The organism is Pseudomonas sp. MF7453 (assembly GCF_016405455.1).
GTDB classification, from domain to species: Bacteria; Pseudomonadota; Gammaproteobacteria; order Pseudomonadales; family Pseudomonadaceae; genus Aquipseudomonas; species Aquipseudomonas paralactis.
Genome location: NZ_JAEKCN010000012.1, coordinates 1 through 14,081, shown reverse-complemented (window position 1 = coordinate 14,081; position 14,081 = coordinate 1). Strand labels below are relative to the sequence as shown.

General features: G+C 58.6%; 15 protein-coding genes and 1 tRNA gene. 10 read left to right on the top strand and 6 right to left on the bottom strand.

Annotated features, from left to right (window positions below; genetic code table 11):
* Positions 1-69 precede the first annotated feature (69 nt).
* Entirely contained in the window at positions 70-741 is a 672-nt protein-coding gene (locus JFT63_RS18945; RefSeq protein ID WP_198844519.1) for a hypothetical protein, read from the top strand.
* Between the two features lie 36 nt (positions 742-777).
* Here the strand turns inward: JFT63_RS18945 and JFT63_RS18940 are convergent, their stop codons facing one another.
* Positions 778-2,385 carry a hypothetical protein gene (locus JFT63_RS18940; RefSeq protein ID WP_186561437.1) on the bottom strand — a complete coding sequence of 536 codons (1,608 nt, stop codon included), beginning with the start codon at positions 2,383-2,385 and terminating at the stop codon, positions 778-780.
* An 87-nt stretch (positions 2,386-2,472) separates the two neighbouring features.
* Positions 2,473-3,438 (bottom strand): arsenic resistance protein, encoded by a 966-nt coding sequence (locus JFT63_RS18935; RefSeq protein WP_186561435.1) that lies wholly within the window; start codon positions 3,436-3,438, stop codon positions 2,473-2,475.
* A 158-nt stretch (positions 3,439-3,596) separates the two neighbouring features.
* Here JFT63_RS18935 and JFT63_RS18930 point away from each other — a divergent pair, with 158 nt between their 5' ends.
* Positions 3,597-4,010: a hypothetical protein gene (locus JFT63_RS18930; protein ID WP_198844518.1), complete on the top strand. Its 414-nt coding sequence runs from the start codon at positions 3,597-3,599 to the stop codon at positions 4,008-4,010.
* A 117-nt stretch (positions 4,011-4,127) separates the two neighbouring features.
* On the opposite strand, the gene gabP is transcribed toward JFT63_RS18930, so the two are convergent.
* Positions 4,128-5,519 carry a GABA permease gene (gabP, locus tag JFT63_RS18925; protein ID WP_198844517.1) on the bottom strand — a complete coding sequence of 464 codons (1,392 nt, stop codon included), beginning with the start codon at positions 5,517-5,519 and terminating at the stop codon, positions 4,128-4,130.
* Between the two features lie 555 nt (positions 5,520-6,074).
* On the opposite strand from gabP, the gene JFT63_RS18920 reads away from it, so the two are divergent.
* From JFT63_RS18920 to JFT63_RS18895, 6 genes are all read left to right on the top strand, one after another.
* On the top strand, positions 6,075-6,848 hold the full coding sequence (locus tag JFT63_RS18920; protein WP_003187760.1) for an ABC transporter ATP-binding protein: 774 nt from the start codon (positions 6,075-6,077) through the stop codon (positions 6,846-6,848).
* Between the two features lie 13 nt (positions 6,849-6,861).
* Positions 6,862-7,614, top strand: a complete 753-nt coding sequence (locus JFT63_RS18915) for an ABC transporter substrate-binding protein (protein ID WP_005783892.1) — start codon at positions 6,862-6,864, stop codon at positions 7,612-7,614.
* 74 nt (positions 7,615-7,688) lie between these two features.
* Positions 7,689-8,384, top strand: coding sequence for an ABC transporter permease (locus JFT63_RS18910; RefSeq protein ID WP_198844516.1), 696 nt, complete (start codon positions 7,689-7,691; stop codon positions 8,382-8,384).
* A 38-nt stretch (positions 8,385-8,422) separates the two neighbouring features.
* On the top strand, positions 8,423-9,112 hold the full coding sequence (locus tag JFT63_RS18905; protein WP_032803763.1) for an ABC transporter permease: 690 nt from the start codon (positions 8,423-8,425) through the stop codon (positions 9,110-9,112).
* On the top strand, positions 9,093-10,280 hold the full coding sequence (locus JFT63_RS18900) for a methyltransferase (RefSeq protein WP_198844515.1): 1,188 nt from the start codon (positions 9,093-9,095) through the stop codon (positions 10,278-10,280). The genes JFT63_RS18905 and JFT63_RS18900 overlap by 20 nt, the downstream gene beginning before the upstream one ends.
* A 465-nt stretch (positions 10,281-10,745) precedes the next feature.
* Positions 10,746-10,821, top strand: a tRNA-Thr gene (locus JFT63_RS18895).
* Between the two features lie 104 nt (positions 10,822-10,925).
* Here the strand turns inward: JFT63_RS18895 and JFT63_RS18890 are convergent.
* From JFT63_RS18890 to JFT63_RS18880, 3 genes are read right to left on the bottom strand one after another with little or no spacing between them, the layout of a single operon-like run.
* Entirely contained in the window at positions 10,926-11,474 is a 549-nt protein-coding gene (locus JFT63_RS18890) for a hypothetical protein (RefSeq protein ID WP_198844514.1), read from the bottom strand.
* The gene (locus tag JFT63_RS29970) at positions 11,467-12,522 is read right to left on the bottom strand and encodes a phage integrase (RefSeq protein WP_198844513.1); all 1,056 of its coding nucleotides are present in this window, start codon (positions 12,520-12,522) and stop codon (positions 11,467-11,469) included. The genes JFT63_RS18890 and JFT63_RS29970 overlap by 8 nt, the downstream gene beginning before the upstream one ends.
* A gap of 2 nt (positions 12,523-12,524) precedes the next feature.
* Positions 12,525-12,761 carry a helix-turn-helix domain-containing protein gene (locus tag JFT63_RS18880; RefSeq protein WP_198844512.1) on the bottom strand — a complete coding sequence of 79 codons (237 nt, stop codon included), beginning with the start codon at positions 12,759-12,761 and terminating at the stop codon, positions 12,525-12,527.
* Positions 12,762-12,860: 99 nt separating this feature from the next.
* Between JFT63_RS18880 and JFT63_RS18875 the strand changes: the two genes are divergently transcribed.
* Together JFT63_RS18875 and JFT63_RS18870 are read left to right on the top strand one after the other, a co-directional pair.
* A complete protein-coding gene (locus JFT63_RS18875) occupies positions 12,861-13,094 on the top strand; it encodes a hypothetical protein (RefSeq protein ID WP_198844511.1) in 234 nt (77 codons plus the stop codon).
* Positions 13,094-13,990, top strand: a complete 897-nt coding sequence (locus JFT63_RS18870) for a toprim domain-containing protein (RefSeq protein WP_198844510.1) — start codon at positions 13,094-13,096, stop codon at positions 13,988-13,990. Before JFT63_RS18875 ends, JFT63_RS18870 begins: the two co-directional genes overlap by 1 nt.
* The last annotated feature ends 91 nt before the right edge of the window (positions 13,991-14,081 follow it).

The window sequence follows — 14,081 nt, the reverse complement described above, 5'->3', positions numbered from 1 at the left end:
TTGAGGCTTGTTTTTCACTGGCTTCAATCGTTCACCCTTTACTCAATTCACAGCTGTAAGGTTCCTTTCATGAAACGCCTCTTGCTCTGCTCGCTATTACTGCTGACTGCCCTGCTCAGTGGATGCGCCACGCAAATGGACGTAGCGATTTACGCAACACCTGATCCGGACTATCAATTTGACCGCCAGGCAACCGTTCTGGTGACGTCCGTCGGTGGCAGCGACGAAAACGCACTCAATGCCCGCTACTACCTGCGCGACATGGTCAGCGCCATGAAGGACCAGGGCTTTCGCAATGTCTTTACCGACACCACGCTGCCCAAGAACCACGCACCGATCAAGATGACCATCACCCTTGATGTCGAAAGCAAGCAGGTCACCTACCGCTATACCGCTACCGACTATGGTCAGGTGGCAACCAGCACTACCACGCAGTGCAAGAAGAACAAAAAGAAGACCGACCAACTGACCTGCACCAGCGTCCCGAACACCTCCTATGGCCCGGTGGGCACCTCGGAACGCACCGGCTACACCACCCTCACCACCTTCCGCGCGACCGCGCGGGATGAAGCGAGCAAGCGCGCGGTGTACGTGCTTCGAGTATCGTCCTATAACGAAGACTGCCAGGCGGCCAAGGTCGAAGCCTTCCTGGTACAGCAGGGCCTGCAGAACCTGAACTTCCAGGACCGCGTGCAGCGCAATTACACGGTGACGATGCCTGAGGGGTATCGCTGCAAATAGTCAGTAGCTCAATAGGCCCTCTGTGCGAGGGCCTCTTCACCTGAGCAAAAACACCATCAACGGATTGTCATTCAACCGCCCCGCAAAGCTTGGCGCCAATTGCTCCACCGGCGAGCCTTTCAACAGCGCAGTCTCCTTGCGCGGCACAATCACCCAGCATGGCCGCGGCAGCGCGCTCAGCTTCTCAAGCTGGTGGCGGCCGACAAACAGTGGTTGCTCATCGTGATCCAGGTTCATCATGTAGCGCACCGCCCAGGTGTCTCGGGCCAGGTCGACAAATACCAGAGGGCCTGGCTGTGATTCCCGCAGCGCCTCCACCTGGCTGACAAACCGTCGAGTGTCGAATTGCAGGTCCTTGGCCGGCTCTATCACCGCTACCAGCAACAACCATTGCGCCGCCAGTGCGATCACGCTGAGCCACACCAAACGCAACGGCCGGCGCCAGGCAATCAACGCCGCAAGTTGCAGCACCCCCAACACACCCATCATCAACGGCAGGGAAATATCCGGCCAATAACCCTGCTTGTGCCAGATGTGCCGACATACAAACAACGCAACCACGCACAACGCCGGCAGCGCCGCGACAAGCCCTTCGTAACAGCGGCGCACGCCCAATAGCCAGCCTTGCGCCTGGAGCAGCCCGTAGGCCGCGACAGCCGCAAACATCGGCACCATCGGCAAGATGTAATAAGCGCGCTTGAAGTGCGGCACAGACAAGCCGAGCAGAATCATCAAGCCACAAGCCCCGAGGCGCACCAGCAGTTGCAGTTGCTCATCGGCCCAGCGCTCCGGCCAGCGATGGCGCAGCGCGACCAGAGTGGCCAACGCCAGCGGCACCACCGGGAAGTAGCGGTACAAACTCAGCTGAAAGTAGAAATAGAACGGCTCACCAGACTCATCCAGGCGCCCGCCGACCTGCATCTTGAACACTTCATCAGCAAAGGCATCACCACCGCTGAACCGCGCGAGCTTCATCAGCAGCCACCAGCACACCGCGAGCAGCACCAGGCCGATAACACCATGGATCAAAACTTGCCGGACGCGCTCGCCCGGCCTGCCCAGCGCCCAATACACGCACACCACTCCACAGACCTCGATCAATCCTAGCGGGCCACGAATGGCGAAGGCCAGGACGAACAACGGGAACACCGCCAGTTGCCTCAGTCGTGACCCCAGGCGCTCCCCGCTGTGCAGCAGATAGAAACTGCCGACACACAGCAGCGCGATCATCTGGTCCAGGCACACCGAGCGCGATTTTTCGAGCAACTGGGTGGTGAGCAGCGTCAGCAGCACAGTCAGCAGCGCCCATGGGCGACTGAAGGGCGCCAGCAAGCGGTACATGAGCGCAATCACACCGGCGGATGCAAGCGCGGTGGGCAGCACATTCGCCAGATGGTTGGGCGCATCAAACCAGCGGGCGAACACAAAACTGAAGAAGGTCGCAGTGCCTGGGTAGTCCGCGTAAGGCTGACCGTAGGTGGTGGGGAAAAAGCTTGCGCCGTGGCGAAACATTTCCTGCATGAACAATGCCCAGCGCCCATCAAAGCCCTGGGGTTGCTGGTCCCAGATGCCCAACGTGAACAACAACAGGGCGATCAGAAAGAGGCCCAGAGACTCCAGGCGAAAACGGTTGCGATGATCCATCGGGTGACCTGTCAGGTGGGAGGCGCTGGCGTATGGTGCCGACCACAGCCCTGAATAGCGCCTGAACGAACCTGAACATTCACGCTTTTACCGACTTGCAGGCCACACCACTGCCGGGATCAGGCGAACGTAGACCAACTCGGCCACCAACTCGACCAGGGTTTGCAGGATCACCGCCGCGGCGGCCAACCCGCGCATGTCCTCCGGCAAGGCCAGCGCCAACGGCAGTACCACCAGCGAGTTGCGCGTTGACGCACTGAATGTCACTGCCCGCGCAGTTGGCGCAGGCAACGCCAATAGTCGCGAAGCCAGGATCCCCATCAACGGCGCCAGCAGTACGAAACCCAGGTAGACCGCAAGCACCGGCAGCAACAGGTCGATGTCGCGCACCACCGATGTGATCTGCGACCCAATCACCACGAACAGCACCAGGGCCATCGCCGGCACCGGCAACCAGGCCCACGCGTTGCTCCATTTACCGACGAGCGATGATCGCCGCGCCAGGTAGGCCGTCAGCACGGCCAGCAGCATCGGCACCACGATCAACCACAGAAATGCCTCGATAAACGGGCCGATCTCTACCACCACGCCCGAGTGCTCGCCCAGCATAAAAGCCAGGTACACCGGCAGCAGTGCCAGCTGCAGCAGCAACAACAACGGCGTGGCCGCCAGCATCGACCGCGAGTCGCCCTTGCCGATGTGGGTGAACACCACCACGTAATCAATACAGGGCGTCAACAACACCAGCAAGGCCCCCACCAACAGCGCGGGATGCCCCACCAGGCCTCGGGTCAGCGCCCATACCAGCAATGGCACCAGAATAAAGTTGGCCAGCAACAACGCTGAGACAAAGCGGATATTGCCCAAACCCTGGCGCAGATCGAGGAAAGGAATTTGCAGGAACATCGCGTACATCAATACCGCAATGGCAGGCGTGATCAATACACTCAAACCATGAGCCAGTGCCGGCGCAAACACACCACAGGCAGCGGCCAGCAGGATGGCGACAAAATAGAAGGGGATCTGGTTATGCTCAAGGGCATCGCGAGTCATGAAGACGCTCTGGCAGATGACAAAGGCGTAGCCTATTGATCTATGGGCTGGCGGTCGAGCGCGATGAACGAACAAACCCGCCCGGATTTCCTTGGGATTTGCCCCAACCTGCGCTTCAATACCCCACCCCCGATTCAGAACCCAAGGATGTCGATCCCATGGCTTCGCCGAACAAGCAGCAAAAACGCGCCCAGCGGGCCAAGACCAAGGCCAAGCAAAACCGCACCCAACGTGCCGTCGCGACCAAGCCGGATGCATTTGCCGGCGACGACAGCCGCATTGATCTTGAGTCGGTGGACTTGACCGACCTGTTCGTCGAGATGCGCACCGCAGGCGAGACCAGCCAGCAGGCACTGTGCGCGGTGTTCCTGGCGCACCCGCTGCTGGCGCTGGTGCTGGAACAGGAAGGCGAAGAGGAAGCGACCGACTTTATCCTGGCGGCGTTGATTGAGTATCGGCAGTGGGCGACGGACAGCGATGACGAAGCCGCTGCGTTGGCGTGGATTGAGTCGCCGCAGTTCCAGGCAGACTACGTGGCAGCATCCCAGGCGTTGACAGCCTCAACAGACTGACGCGCATCAAAATGTGAGAGGGGGCTTGCTCCCGATGGCAGAGTCTCAGTCGACATCCAAGTGACTGACACACCGCCATCGGGAGCAAGCCCCCTCCCACATTTTCATCACATTCCGTCAGTTGAGCACTGCTGCACCTACCTTCTGGGCCTTGCGCCGGCTCGCCACCACCAACCCCGCCAACACCACCAGCAAGCTCAACACCCCCGTCGCGATGATCTCGACCCGGTGCGCTTCCTGGAACAGCATGATGGTCAACGTACCGACGATAAACACCATCACGGCGTACGTCAGGCCAGGAAACAACCACATCTTGAACACGATCTTCTCGCCCGCCGCCGCACGCTTCTGGCGCATGCGCAGTTGCGACACGGCAATCACCAGGTACACCAGCAACGCAATGGCGCCGGAGCTGGCCAGCAGGAATTCGAACACGGCCGCCGGAGCCACGTAGTTGGCAAATACCGCCAGGAACGCCGCACCGGTGGACAGCAAGACCGCCCAATAAGGCGTACCACTTTTGTTAGTGCGCTTGGCCACCGCCGGTGCATCACCGCGACGGCCGAGGGAGAACAACATACGCGAGGCGGTGTAGAGCGCCGAGTTGAGGCAACTGGTAACAGCCACCAGCACCACCAGGTCGACGATCAGCTTGGCATTCGGGATGCCCATACGCTCAAGTACTGTCTGGTAGGAACCTACGGCAGCCAGGGTCGGATCGTTCCAAGGCACCAGGGACACCACGATGAAGATCGACAGCAGGTAGAACAAACCAATCCGCCAGATCACCGAATTGGTGGCCTTGGTGATTTGCTGGCCCGGGTTCTTCGATTCGGCGGCAGCAATGGTGACAATCTCGGTGCCCATGAACGAGAACATGGTGGTCAGGATCGCCGCCAATACCGCACCCATGCCGTTGGGCATGAAACCTTGGGTATCGAACAGATGGGAAACACCGCTGACCTGGCTGGTGGGCAAGAAGCCGAAGATTGCGGCCAGACCGAGGATCACAAAACCGACGATCGCCACGACCTTGATCAATGCAAACCAGAACTCGAACTCACCGTAGTTCTTCACGCTGAACAGGTTAGTTGCAGTCAGCAACAACGTAATGACCAGGGTAAACACCCAAATCGCCACGTCGGGGAACCAGGCGTGCAGGATGGTCGCCGCCGCGTTGGCCTCCAACGGAATCACCAGCACCCAGAACCACCAGTACAACCAACCAATGGTAAACCCGGCCCAGTGACCGATTGCGCGATCGGCATAGGTAGAGAACGAACCGGTATCGGGTGACGCAACAGCCATCTCGGCCAGCATCCGCATCACCAGCACCACCAACGTACCGGCCGCCGCGTAGGCCAGCAGCACGGCGGGGCCGGCGGCAGCGATCGCATGGCCGGAGCCGACAAACAAACCGGCGCCGATGACGCCGGCAATCGACAGCATGGTGACGTGCCGCGGTTTGAGCCCCTGTTCGAGGTCATTGGAGCTTTGCGTACTACTCATTGACACACCTTTGCGAGGAATTGCGAAAACGGTTCGCCCGGCCTGCAGCCTTTCTCGTGAAAAGAATCCAACAGGGCGTTCTTTATTTTTTACGCAAGATTTGCGCCAAAATGTAACAGAGCCGCAGTTGACGCGGGCTGTAGGACAATTCATCAGCACTCGCAAGTCGTTGAGAATCATGGCATTCCGCTATAGCGTTACCGTGCGACTCACCTTCAAGCCAATCCGACACACCAAAAACACACACAAAAAGTACGTGACGCCCCATAAACGGGCTGATACGGACCGTTTGCCCGGTTAACCCTTCCAACACCCGGCCAAAGCTGGCACCATCGCGCCCTTTTTTACGCGAAGCCTGTGGATCTTTCCGGTTCAAACGTCTGTAGGTTGTTGATGGCGCGACACGCTACTGCGCCGATGCGACACCCTGCCGCAGACCATCGGTTAACCGTCCGCAGCGCTGTTGGCTGTCATCCAAACGCTATGCTAGCTTGGCGCCTCGCCAGGAAGGCGGCCCAACAGCGAAGATCGCAACGAACACAATGAGGACCGCACATGGCTCAGGCCACGCCCGCGCTTGAAATCCGCAACTTGCACAAACGCTATGGTGAGCTTGAGGTACTCAAGGGTATCTCGCTGACCGCTCGCGACGGCGATGTGATCTCGATCCTGGGTTCCTCCGGTTCCGGCAAGTCCACCTTCCTGCGCTGCATCAACCTGCTGGAAAACCCGCACCAGGGTCAGATCCTGGTAGCCGGCGAAGAACTCAAGCTCAAGGCCGCCAAAAACGGCGAACTGATGGCCGCCGACGGCAAGCAGATCAACCGCCTGCGCAGCGAAATCGGGTTTGTGTTTCAAAACTTTAACCTGTGGCCGCACATGAGCATCCTCGACAACATCATCGAGGCCCCTCGTCGCGTGCTCGGCCAGAGCAAGGCCGAAGCCATAGAAGTGGCCGAGGCCCTGCTGGCCAAGGTCGGTATTGCCGACAAGCGCCATGCTTACCCTGCGCAACTCTCCGGCGGCCAGCAACAACGCGCGGCGATTGCGCGTACCTTGGCGATGCAGCCTAAAGTCATCCTGTTCGATGAGCCGACGTCGGCGCTTGACCCGGAAATGGTTCAGGAAGTACTTAATGTGATCCGCGCACTGGCCGAAGAAGGCCGCACCATGCTGCTGGTCACCCACGAAATGGGCTTCGCCCGCCAGGTATCCAGCGAAGTGGTGTTTTTGCACCAGGGTCTGGTCGAAGAGCAAGGATCGCCACAGCAGGTATTTGAAAACCCGCTTTCGGCGCGCTGCAAACAATTCATGTCCAGCAACCGCTAACGGAGCAACATGCATGCAGACCTATAAGAAATTCCTTCTGGCCGCGGCCGTCTCGATGGCGTTCAGCGCCACGGCCATGGCAGAAACCTTGAAAATGGGCATCGAAGCGGCCTACCCGCCCTTCAACAATAAAGACGCCAGCGGCAACGTGGTGGGCTTTGACAAGGACATCGGCGACGCCCTGTGCGCCAAGATGAAAGTCGAGAAGTGTGAAGTGTATGTGTCCGACTGGGACGGCATCATCCCGGCCCTGAACGCCAAGAAGTTCGACTTCCTGGTGTCTTCGCTGTCGATCACCGACGAGCGCAAGCAGGCGGTGGACTTCACCGACCCGTACTACTCCAACAAATTACAGTTCATTGCGCCCAAAGCCACGGCCGACTTCAAGACCGACGCCGCTTACCTCAAGGGCAAGGTGATCGGTGCACAGCGCGCAACGCTGGCCGGTACCTACCTGGAAGACAAGCTGCCGGACACCGAAGCCAAGCTCTACGACACGCAGGAAAACGCCTACCTCGACCTGACCTCCGGTCGCCTCGACGGCATCCTGGCTGACAAGTACGTGCAGTACGAATGGCTCAAGAGCAAAGACGGTTCGGCCTATGAATTCAAAGGCGACCCGGTGGTAGAAAGCGACAAGATCGGTATCGCCGTACGCAAGGGCGACCCACTGCGCGAGCGCCTGAACAAAGCCCTGGCAGAGATCAAGGCAGACGGCACCTACAAAAAGATCAACGACAAGTACTTCCCGTTCAGCATCGAATGATCTGAACGGCCTGCCCGACGCGCTCTTGTGAGCGCGTCGGCTTTTAGCAATGCCTGCCGCGATATGAAAACACCATGAATTTCGATCTCTACGGATTCGGCCCGGCCCTCGCCGCCGGCGCGCTGATGACCGTCAAACTGGCGCTCACGGCCCTGTGCCTGGGGCTGGTGCTCGGCCTTGCCGGCGCCTTGGCCAAGACTTCGCCGTACAAGCCGCTGCAATGGCTGGGCGGTGCGTATTCGACCATCGTTCGCGGTATTCCCGAATTACTGTGGGTGCTGCTGATTTACTTCGGCACCGTCAACCTGATGCGTGCGCTTGGTGAGTTCTTCGGCAACCCCGACCTGTCGCTGAGTGCCTTCGCCGCCGGCGTCATCGCCCTGGGCCTGTGCTTCGGCGCCTACGCAACGGAAGTGTTCCGCGGCGCGATCCTCGCCATTCCCAAGGGTCACCGCGAAGCCGGTGTGGCGTTGGGGCTGTCGAAGTTTCGGATTTTCACCCGACTGATCATGCCGCAAATGTGGCGTATCGCCCTGCCGGGCCTGGGTAACCTGTTCATGATCCTGATGAAAGACACCGCGCTGGTGTCGGTGATCGGCCTGGAAGAAATCATGCGCCACGCGCAGATCGGCGTGACCGTGACCAAGCAACCCTTCACCTTCTTCATGGTCGCGGCGTTCATGTACCTGGGCCTGACCGTACTGGCGATGACCAGCATGCACCTCCTGGAAAAACGCGCCGCCCGCGGCTTTGCAAGGAGCACCCAATGAGCGGCGACTACAGCTGGCTATCGCACTTTGACCTGGGCTTGAACTGGGCCGTGATCATCAAGTGGCTGCCGAAGTTGGCCCAGGGCGCAACCTTGACCCTGGAGCTGGTGGCAATCGCCGTGATCGCCGGCCTGCTGCTGGCGATCCCTCTGGGCATCGCCCGCTCTTCGCGCCGCTGGTACGTGAGCGCCCTGCCCTACGGCTACATTTTCTTCTTTCGTGGCACGCCGCTGCTGGTGCAGTTGTTCCTGGTGTATTACGGCCTGGCGCAGTTCGATGCCGTGCGCAACAGCTTCATGTGGCCCTACCTGCGCGACCCGTTCTGGTGCGCCACCGCCACCATGACCCTGCACACCGCAGCCTACATTGCCGAGATCCTGCGCGGCGCGATCCAGGCCATTCCGCCGGGCGAGATCGAAGCGGCGCGCGCCCTGGGCATGTCCAAGCCCAAGACGCTGTTCTACATCATCCTGCCCCGCGCCTCGCGCATCGGCCTGCCGGCCTACAGCAACGAAGTGATCCTGATGCTCAAGGCCAGCGCCCTGGCCAGCACCGTGACCCTGCTGGAACTGACCGGCATGGCGCGCACCATCATCGCCCGCACTTACCTGCCGGTAGAGATTTTCTTCGCCGCCGGGCTGTTCTACCTGCTGATGGCCTACGTGCTGGTGCGCGGCTTCAAACTGCTGGAAAAATGGCTGCGCGTCGATGCGTGCCAAGGACGTTGAGGCACGCTTCCAGGCACTGGATGCATTCCTGATCGAGCACCAAGGGCTGTGGCGACCACGGCCCTTTACCCAGTTGCAGTTGCCTTGGGAAACCGAGCATCCCGAGTTATCTCAGTGGCTACGTCGGCGTTCGTTGGCCGACGCGGAAGCCAGTCACAACCATCCCCACAACCTGCCCGCGCCAGCACCGTTTCCACAGCTGGCCGCTCACGCGCTGCGCCTCGGCGCTGTGGATAAGTTACCCACGCACACACTTGAGCCCGCTCGCCATCGCCTGAATGTCGACGTGCCCGGGCGCAAATGGCAACAGATCGAAGCCTTCGGCGCCGCGCTGACTTTTGCCCAAACGCCTGCCCACTGGCTGGACTGGTGCGCAGGCAAAGGCCACCTCGGCCGTCGCCTGCTGCAACCCGGCCAACGCTTGACGTGCCTGGAATATGACCCCGCGCTGATTGCGTCCGGCCAAGCCTTAAGTGATCACCACGGCTTGCCCGCGGCCCATTGCCTGCAAGACGTGATGGCCGACGTAGCGATCGCTCCCGAACACACACCTGTCGCCCTCCACGCTTGCGGCGACCTGCACGTGCGCCTGCTGCAACTGGCCAGTGCCGCCGGCTGCAAACAAATGGCCCTGGCGCCCTGCTGCTACAACCGCATCAATGCCGATCGCTACCAGGCACTGTCCACCGCTGGGCGCGCATCCCTGCTGGCCCTGTCGGTCGATGACCTGGGATTGCCCCTGAGCGAAACCGTCACCGCCGGCAACCGCGTGCGCCAGCAACGGGACACCTCCATGGCGCGGCGCCTGGGTTTTGACCGACTACAGCGGCAACTGCGCGGCTGCGACGACTACCTGCCAACACCCTCCCTGCCCGCCAGTTGGCTGGATAAATCCTTCGCCGACTACTGCCGTGAGCTGGCAAACCTCAAGAATTTATCCACAGGTGAACAAGACTGGCCGGCGCTCGAAGCCCACGGCTGGCAGCGCCTGGCCGAAGTGCGAAACCTGGAGTTGGTAAGGGGTTTGTTTCGACGCCCTCTGGAAATATGGCTGGTGCTGGACCGCGCTCTGTTTCTGACCGAACAGGGCTACAACGTCGAAGTCGGCAGCTTCTGCGAACCAGCCCTCACCCCACGCAACCTGATGGTGCTGGCCCAGCGCGATTAAGGGGCAAAATTTCATACACGCGCCCTGTGGATAACTCTGTTGATGGAATCTTTACAGAGCCTGTAGTTATCAGCGCTAGACGCCAAAAGCCATGCTGGTCATTTTTTGTTCACAAAATAAAACGCACACAAAACAGGCAGTTGCAGCGTGTTGAGAACAGCTGCACAAAATAGCGGTTTGGTGACCGCTGTTACTAACCGATTGTGCATAAGCATCTGGTGTTAAGCGTATAAAGCGAACTTTAGGGAGTGTTTTTTGATGATTTCTGCGATCGGAAAACCTCGTTGGGGCGCCTTATCACGCAGGTGCACGCGTTACGTGGCCTGACGCCAAAGGGATGGCTTTCCACGCCACGACACCGTGCGGAAAACGCGCTAATCGCAAGAAACCTAGGTTTTTGCAAAAATAGTCAGAATTCAGGGGTTTACAGAACCTTTCCAATCGCTATAATCGTCGCCCTAACACGCCGGTATAGCTCAGTTGGTAGAGCAACTGACTTGTAATCAGTAGGTCCCGGGTTCGACTCCTGGTGCCGGCACCATATCTCGAAGCCCCGCAATGCGGGGCTTTGTGATTTCTGGGGTTTGGAAAAGCTTGAAAATTTGATGTGCCGTTTTCGTCGAAACGTCCACAAAACGTCCACACTCATTTTTTTCTTCGGGTTTTCAGACGCTGCCATGCAGATGCTGATGGCCTCGTAAGCTCTTCCCCCACCCCAATTGCGACTGCAAGAATTTCCGCAGTCTCTCCCCAGTCTTCATGGTTCGTCGAACCATTTGCCAGAATCCCACCTTTCGTAAGATCCGCGCGGACGCTATCCGCTAGCTGATAAAAACGGACTATCTGTGCAGCCTCAGCGGAAGACAACGCCCCCAGACGAGACAAATTCGCTTGGTAAACCCGGTTGTAGTTCTCGCCATTAGGAAGCGCGAAACTGAACTCCTTTTCGTCCAAAGACTCGAGCTGAGCTTGAGGGAGATCGGCCAGATGTTTGTCCATTAGTCTTAGGTTTTGCAGATAATGCCGCCTCTCTACCATCTCAAGCAGCGCTGAAACCTCCGCAAGAAGGGATGCTCTAACACTTGCACGCTCTTTCCGCGCCTGCATATGCCAAAGCACAACCGGACCGCTCGCCTCCGCTAGGCCCGAAGCAAGTGATACACACACGGTCGTCCACTGAATCCCTTCAAGCATATTTTTCAACCTCAGTAGGTTCAACTCTCGATAAGGGATTCAAGCGGATAACCTCCGCCAAATGCCCTGGACTGAAATGCGCATACTTCATGGTCATAGCCAACGATGCATGCCCCAATACCCGCTGCAATGTCAGGATGTCGCCTCCATTCATCATGTAATGGCTAGCAAATGTGTGCCGCAGTACATGCGTCAACTGCCCCGCCGGCAAAGCTAACTTCACCGCGTCGACTGAGGCCTCAAACTTTTTGTAGCAATCTCCGAACGGCAGGGCTGCCCTGATCTGCTTTTGCAGCTCCTCAGATATAGGCACCGTTCGATTCTTCGATGACTTAGTGCGCGCAAAGTGAATACGCCCTCCCCGCACCTGGCGACTGGTCAGCCCTTCGGCCTCAGACCACCGGGCGCCAGTGGCGAGACAAATCCTTGCAACAACACCAGTAGCAACATCCCGCCTGTCCAAGTCGGCTAGCAGAGGTAGAATCTCCTCTGCCTCTAGATACGCCATTTCTGTCTCATCAAATTTCAGGGCACGTACCTTACCGACTGGATTTTCCCCCTCCCACTCCCCCAAACGCTCCAACTCGTTGAAGAGCGCTCGCAGATAAGACAGCTCATGGTTCACGGTATTGGCGCAGACCGGTTTGGCCTCTTCCCCCTTCTTGCGCCCGCTGCCTATAGACACCCGACAAAACTTCCCGGCAAGACGCTCCGCCCGGTAGGTAGTGAAATGGCTGGTGGTCAAATCCGCAGCGCACGGATCGCCCATCCGTTCGACCATACTTTCCAATGCTCTCTTACGCTCTTCACCACGTTTGAGCGACTGGCCATGGCCGTCAAACCACAACGTGATCAACGCCGACAATCGACGCTCATCACGCTTTTTCTTCTTCTCAAACACCCCACGCGCGCCGTCGCCCATCACCTGCTTTTCGAAAACCTGGGCTTCGTTTTTCGTACGAAACTTCTTCCGGATACGCGCCCCATCTCGTCCATCCGGTCGGCAATCCACCTCATAGCGCCCGTCCTCGAGCTTCTTGATCGCCACACCTACACCGCACTGACTTGCCCACACTCCACAGCAGTGTGACCAGTCATCAGCCAAAGGGTGTATTTGGTAAACCGAGGGTGCGAAAGCACTTTGCACAGCACCCCGTACCCCATCTCAAAAACATTCGTTTCGTACTTTTTGTAACTGTTGATGCTGATATCCATCAGCGTGCAGAACTCCAGCTGGGTCAATCCCTCCACCCGTCGAATAGCCTTGAGCTTCACCGACAAATCCATAAACACCTCCCTCTTGACAGGGGCCTATTTAGGAACCATTATTTAGTTCCTATATAGGTACTTTATTTCCCCTATATTTGCGAGTGGGAGGTTAACAGAATGCAAATAAACATCGACACGCCATACGTAACAGTCGGCGAATATGCACGCCGTTCAGGACAATCCGACACGGCTATCAGAAAAGAGATCGAGCAAGGCCACTACCTGATACGCCCCAAAAAGCCAGGCTCCAAATCTGCGGTGCTGATCAACATGGTTCACATCGTCATCGAGGCCGCCGAACAGGCCGAGCGCGTTCTGCCCCACATCGTCAAAAAGAGCGGAGCGCGCTAATGGCCCTTCGCACAAAACTCGCCCCCACCGTCTTCGAAGACATCTACCTCAAAGAAGTCGTCGAGGCCCTGAAACAAGACCGCGACCTCGACTTCGAAACCATCGACACCAAGTACATGCAAAAGGGCATCTGCCCCAACCCCAAATGCGGCGAACGCACCGTCTACATCGCCATCGACAAGCCCTATCGACTCAAATGCAACCGTCTCAACAACTGCCAGTACGAGGAAAAAACCCGCGAACGCTACCGCCACCTGTTCGAAAACCTCAGCAAACGCTTCCCCAAAACCGAGGCCAACCCCAACGCCACCGCCGACGCCTACCTGCAGCGCAACCGCGGCTTCGACATCAGCCAGTTGAAAGACTGGTACCAACAAGGCCGGCGCAAACTCAAGGACGGCCAATGGGCTGACACCGTGCGCTTCCCGCTGTGCGACGGCCACTGGGAACGCCTGATAGACGCCACAGCCGTGACGGCTAACGACGGAGTAAAGGCGGGTATCAAAAAGGGCATGACCTACCTGGGCAATGGCTGGGTGCCGCCGGGTATGAAGATCAACAAGGGCGATCGCATTTACGTCGTCGAAGGCATCTTCCACGCCATTGCGCTGCACCTGGCCGGGTTCAAAGTGATTGCTTCCATATCGGCCAATAACTTCCCGTGGGATCTGATCGAGGCCCACAAGGGCAAATCCATCACGTGGGTCATCGCCCTGGACGACGACGCGGCCGGGCACATGATGACGGCCAAGTACTTGCGCCAGTTGCGCGAGCAACACGAAATCGCCTGGGTAGCACTGGCGGGCGAACGTGACTGGGACGACGTCTACCGCGACGGCCAACTCAATGCCGCCTTTATGGCCAGCCCTTTCAAGGTCTTCTGTAAAATCCCCTGAAATTTCATTCAGGGGGTACCTAAACGATGTGGGCGGAAGTTCTAGCGCGTTTCGAGAAAAAAGCACCTGCCAGTGTCATGGCCAAACTGGC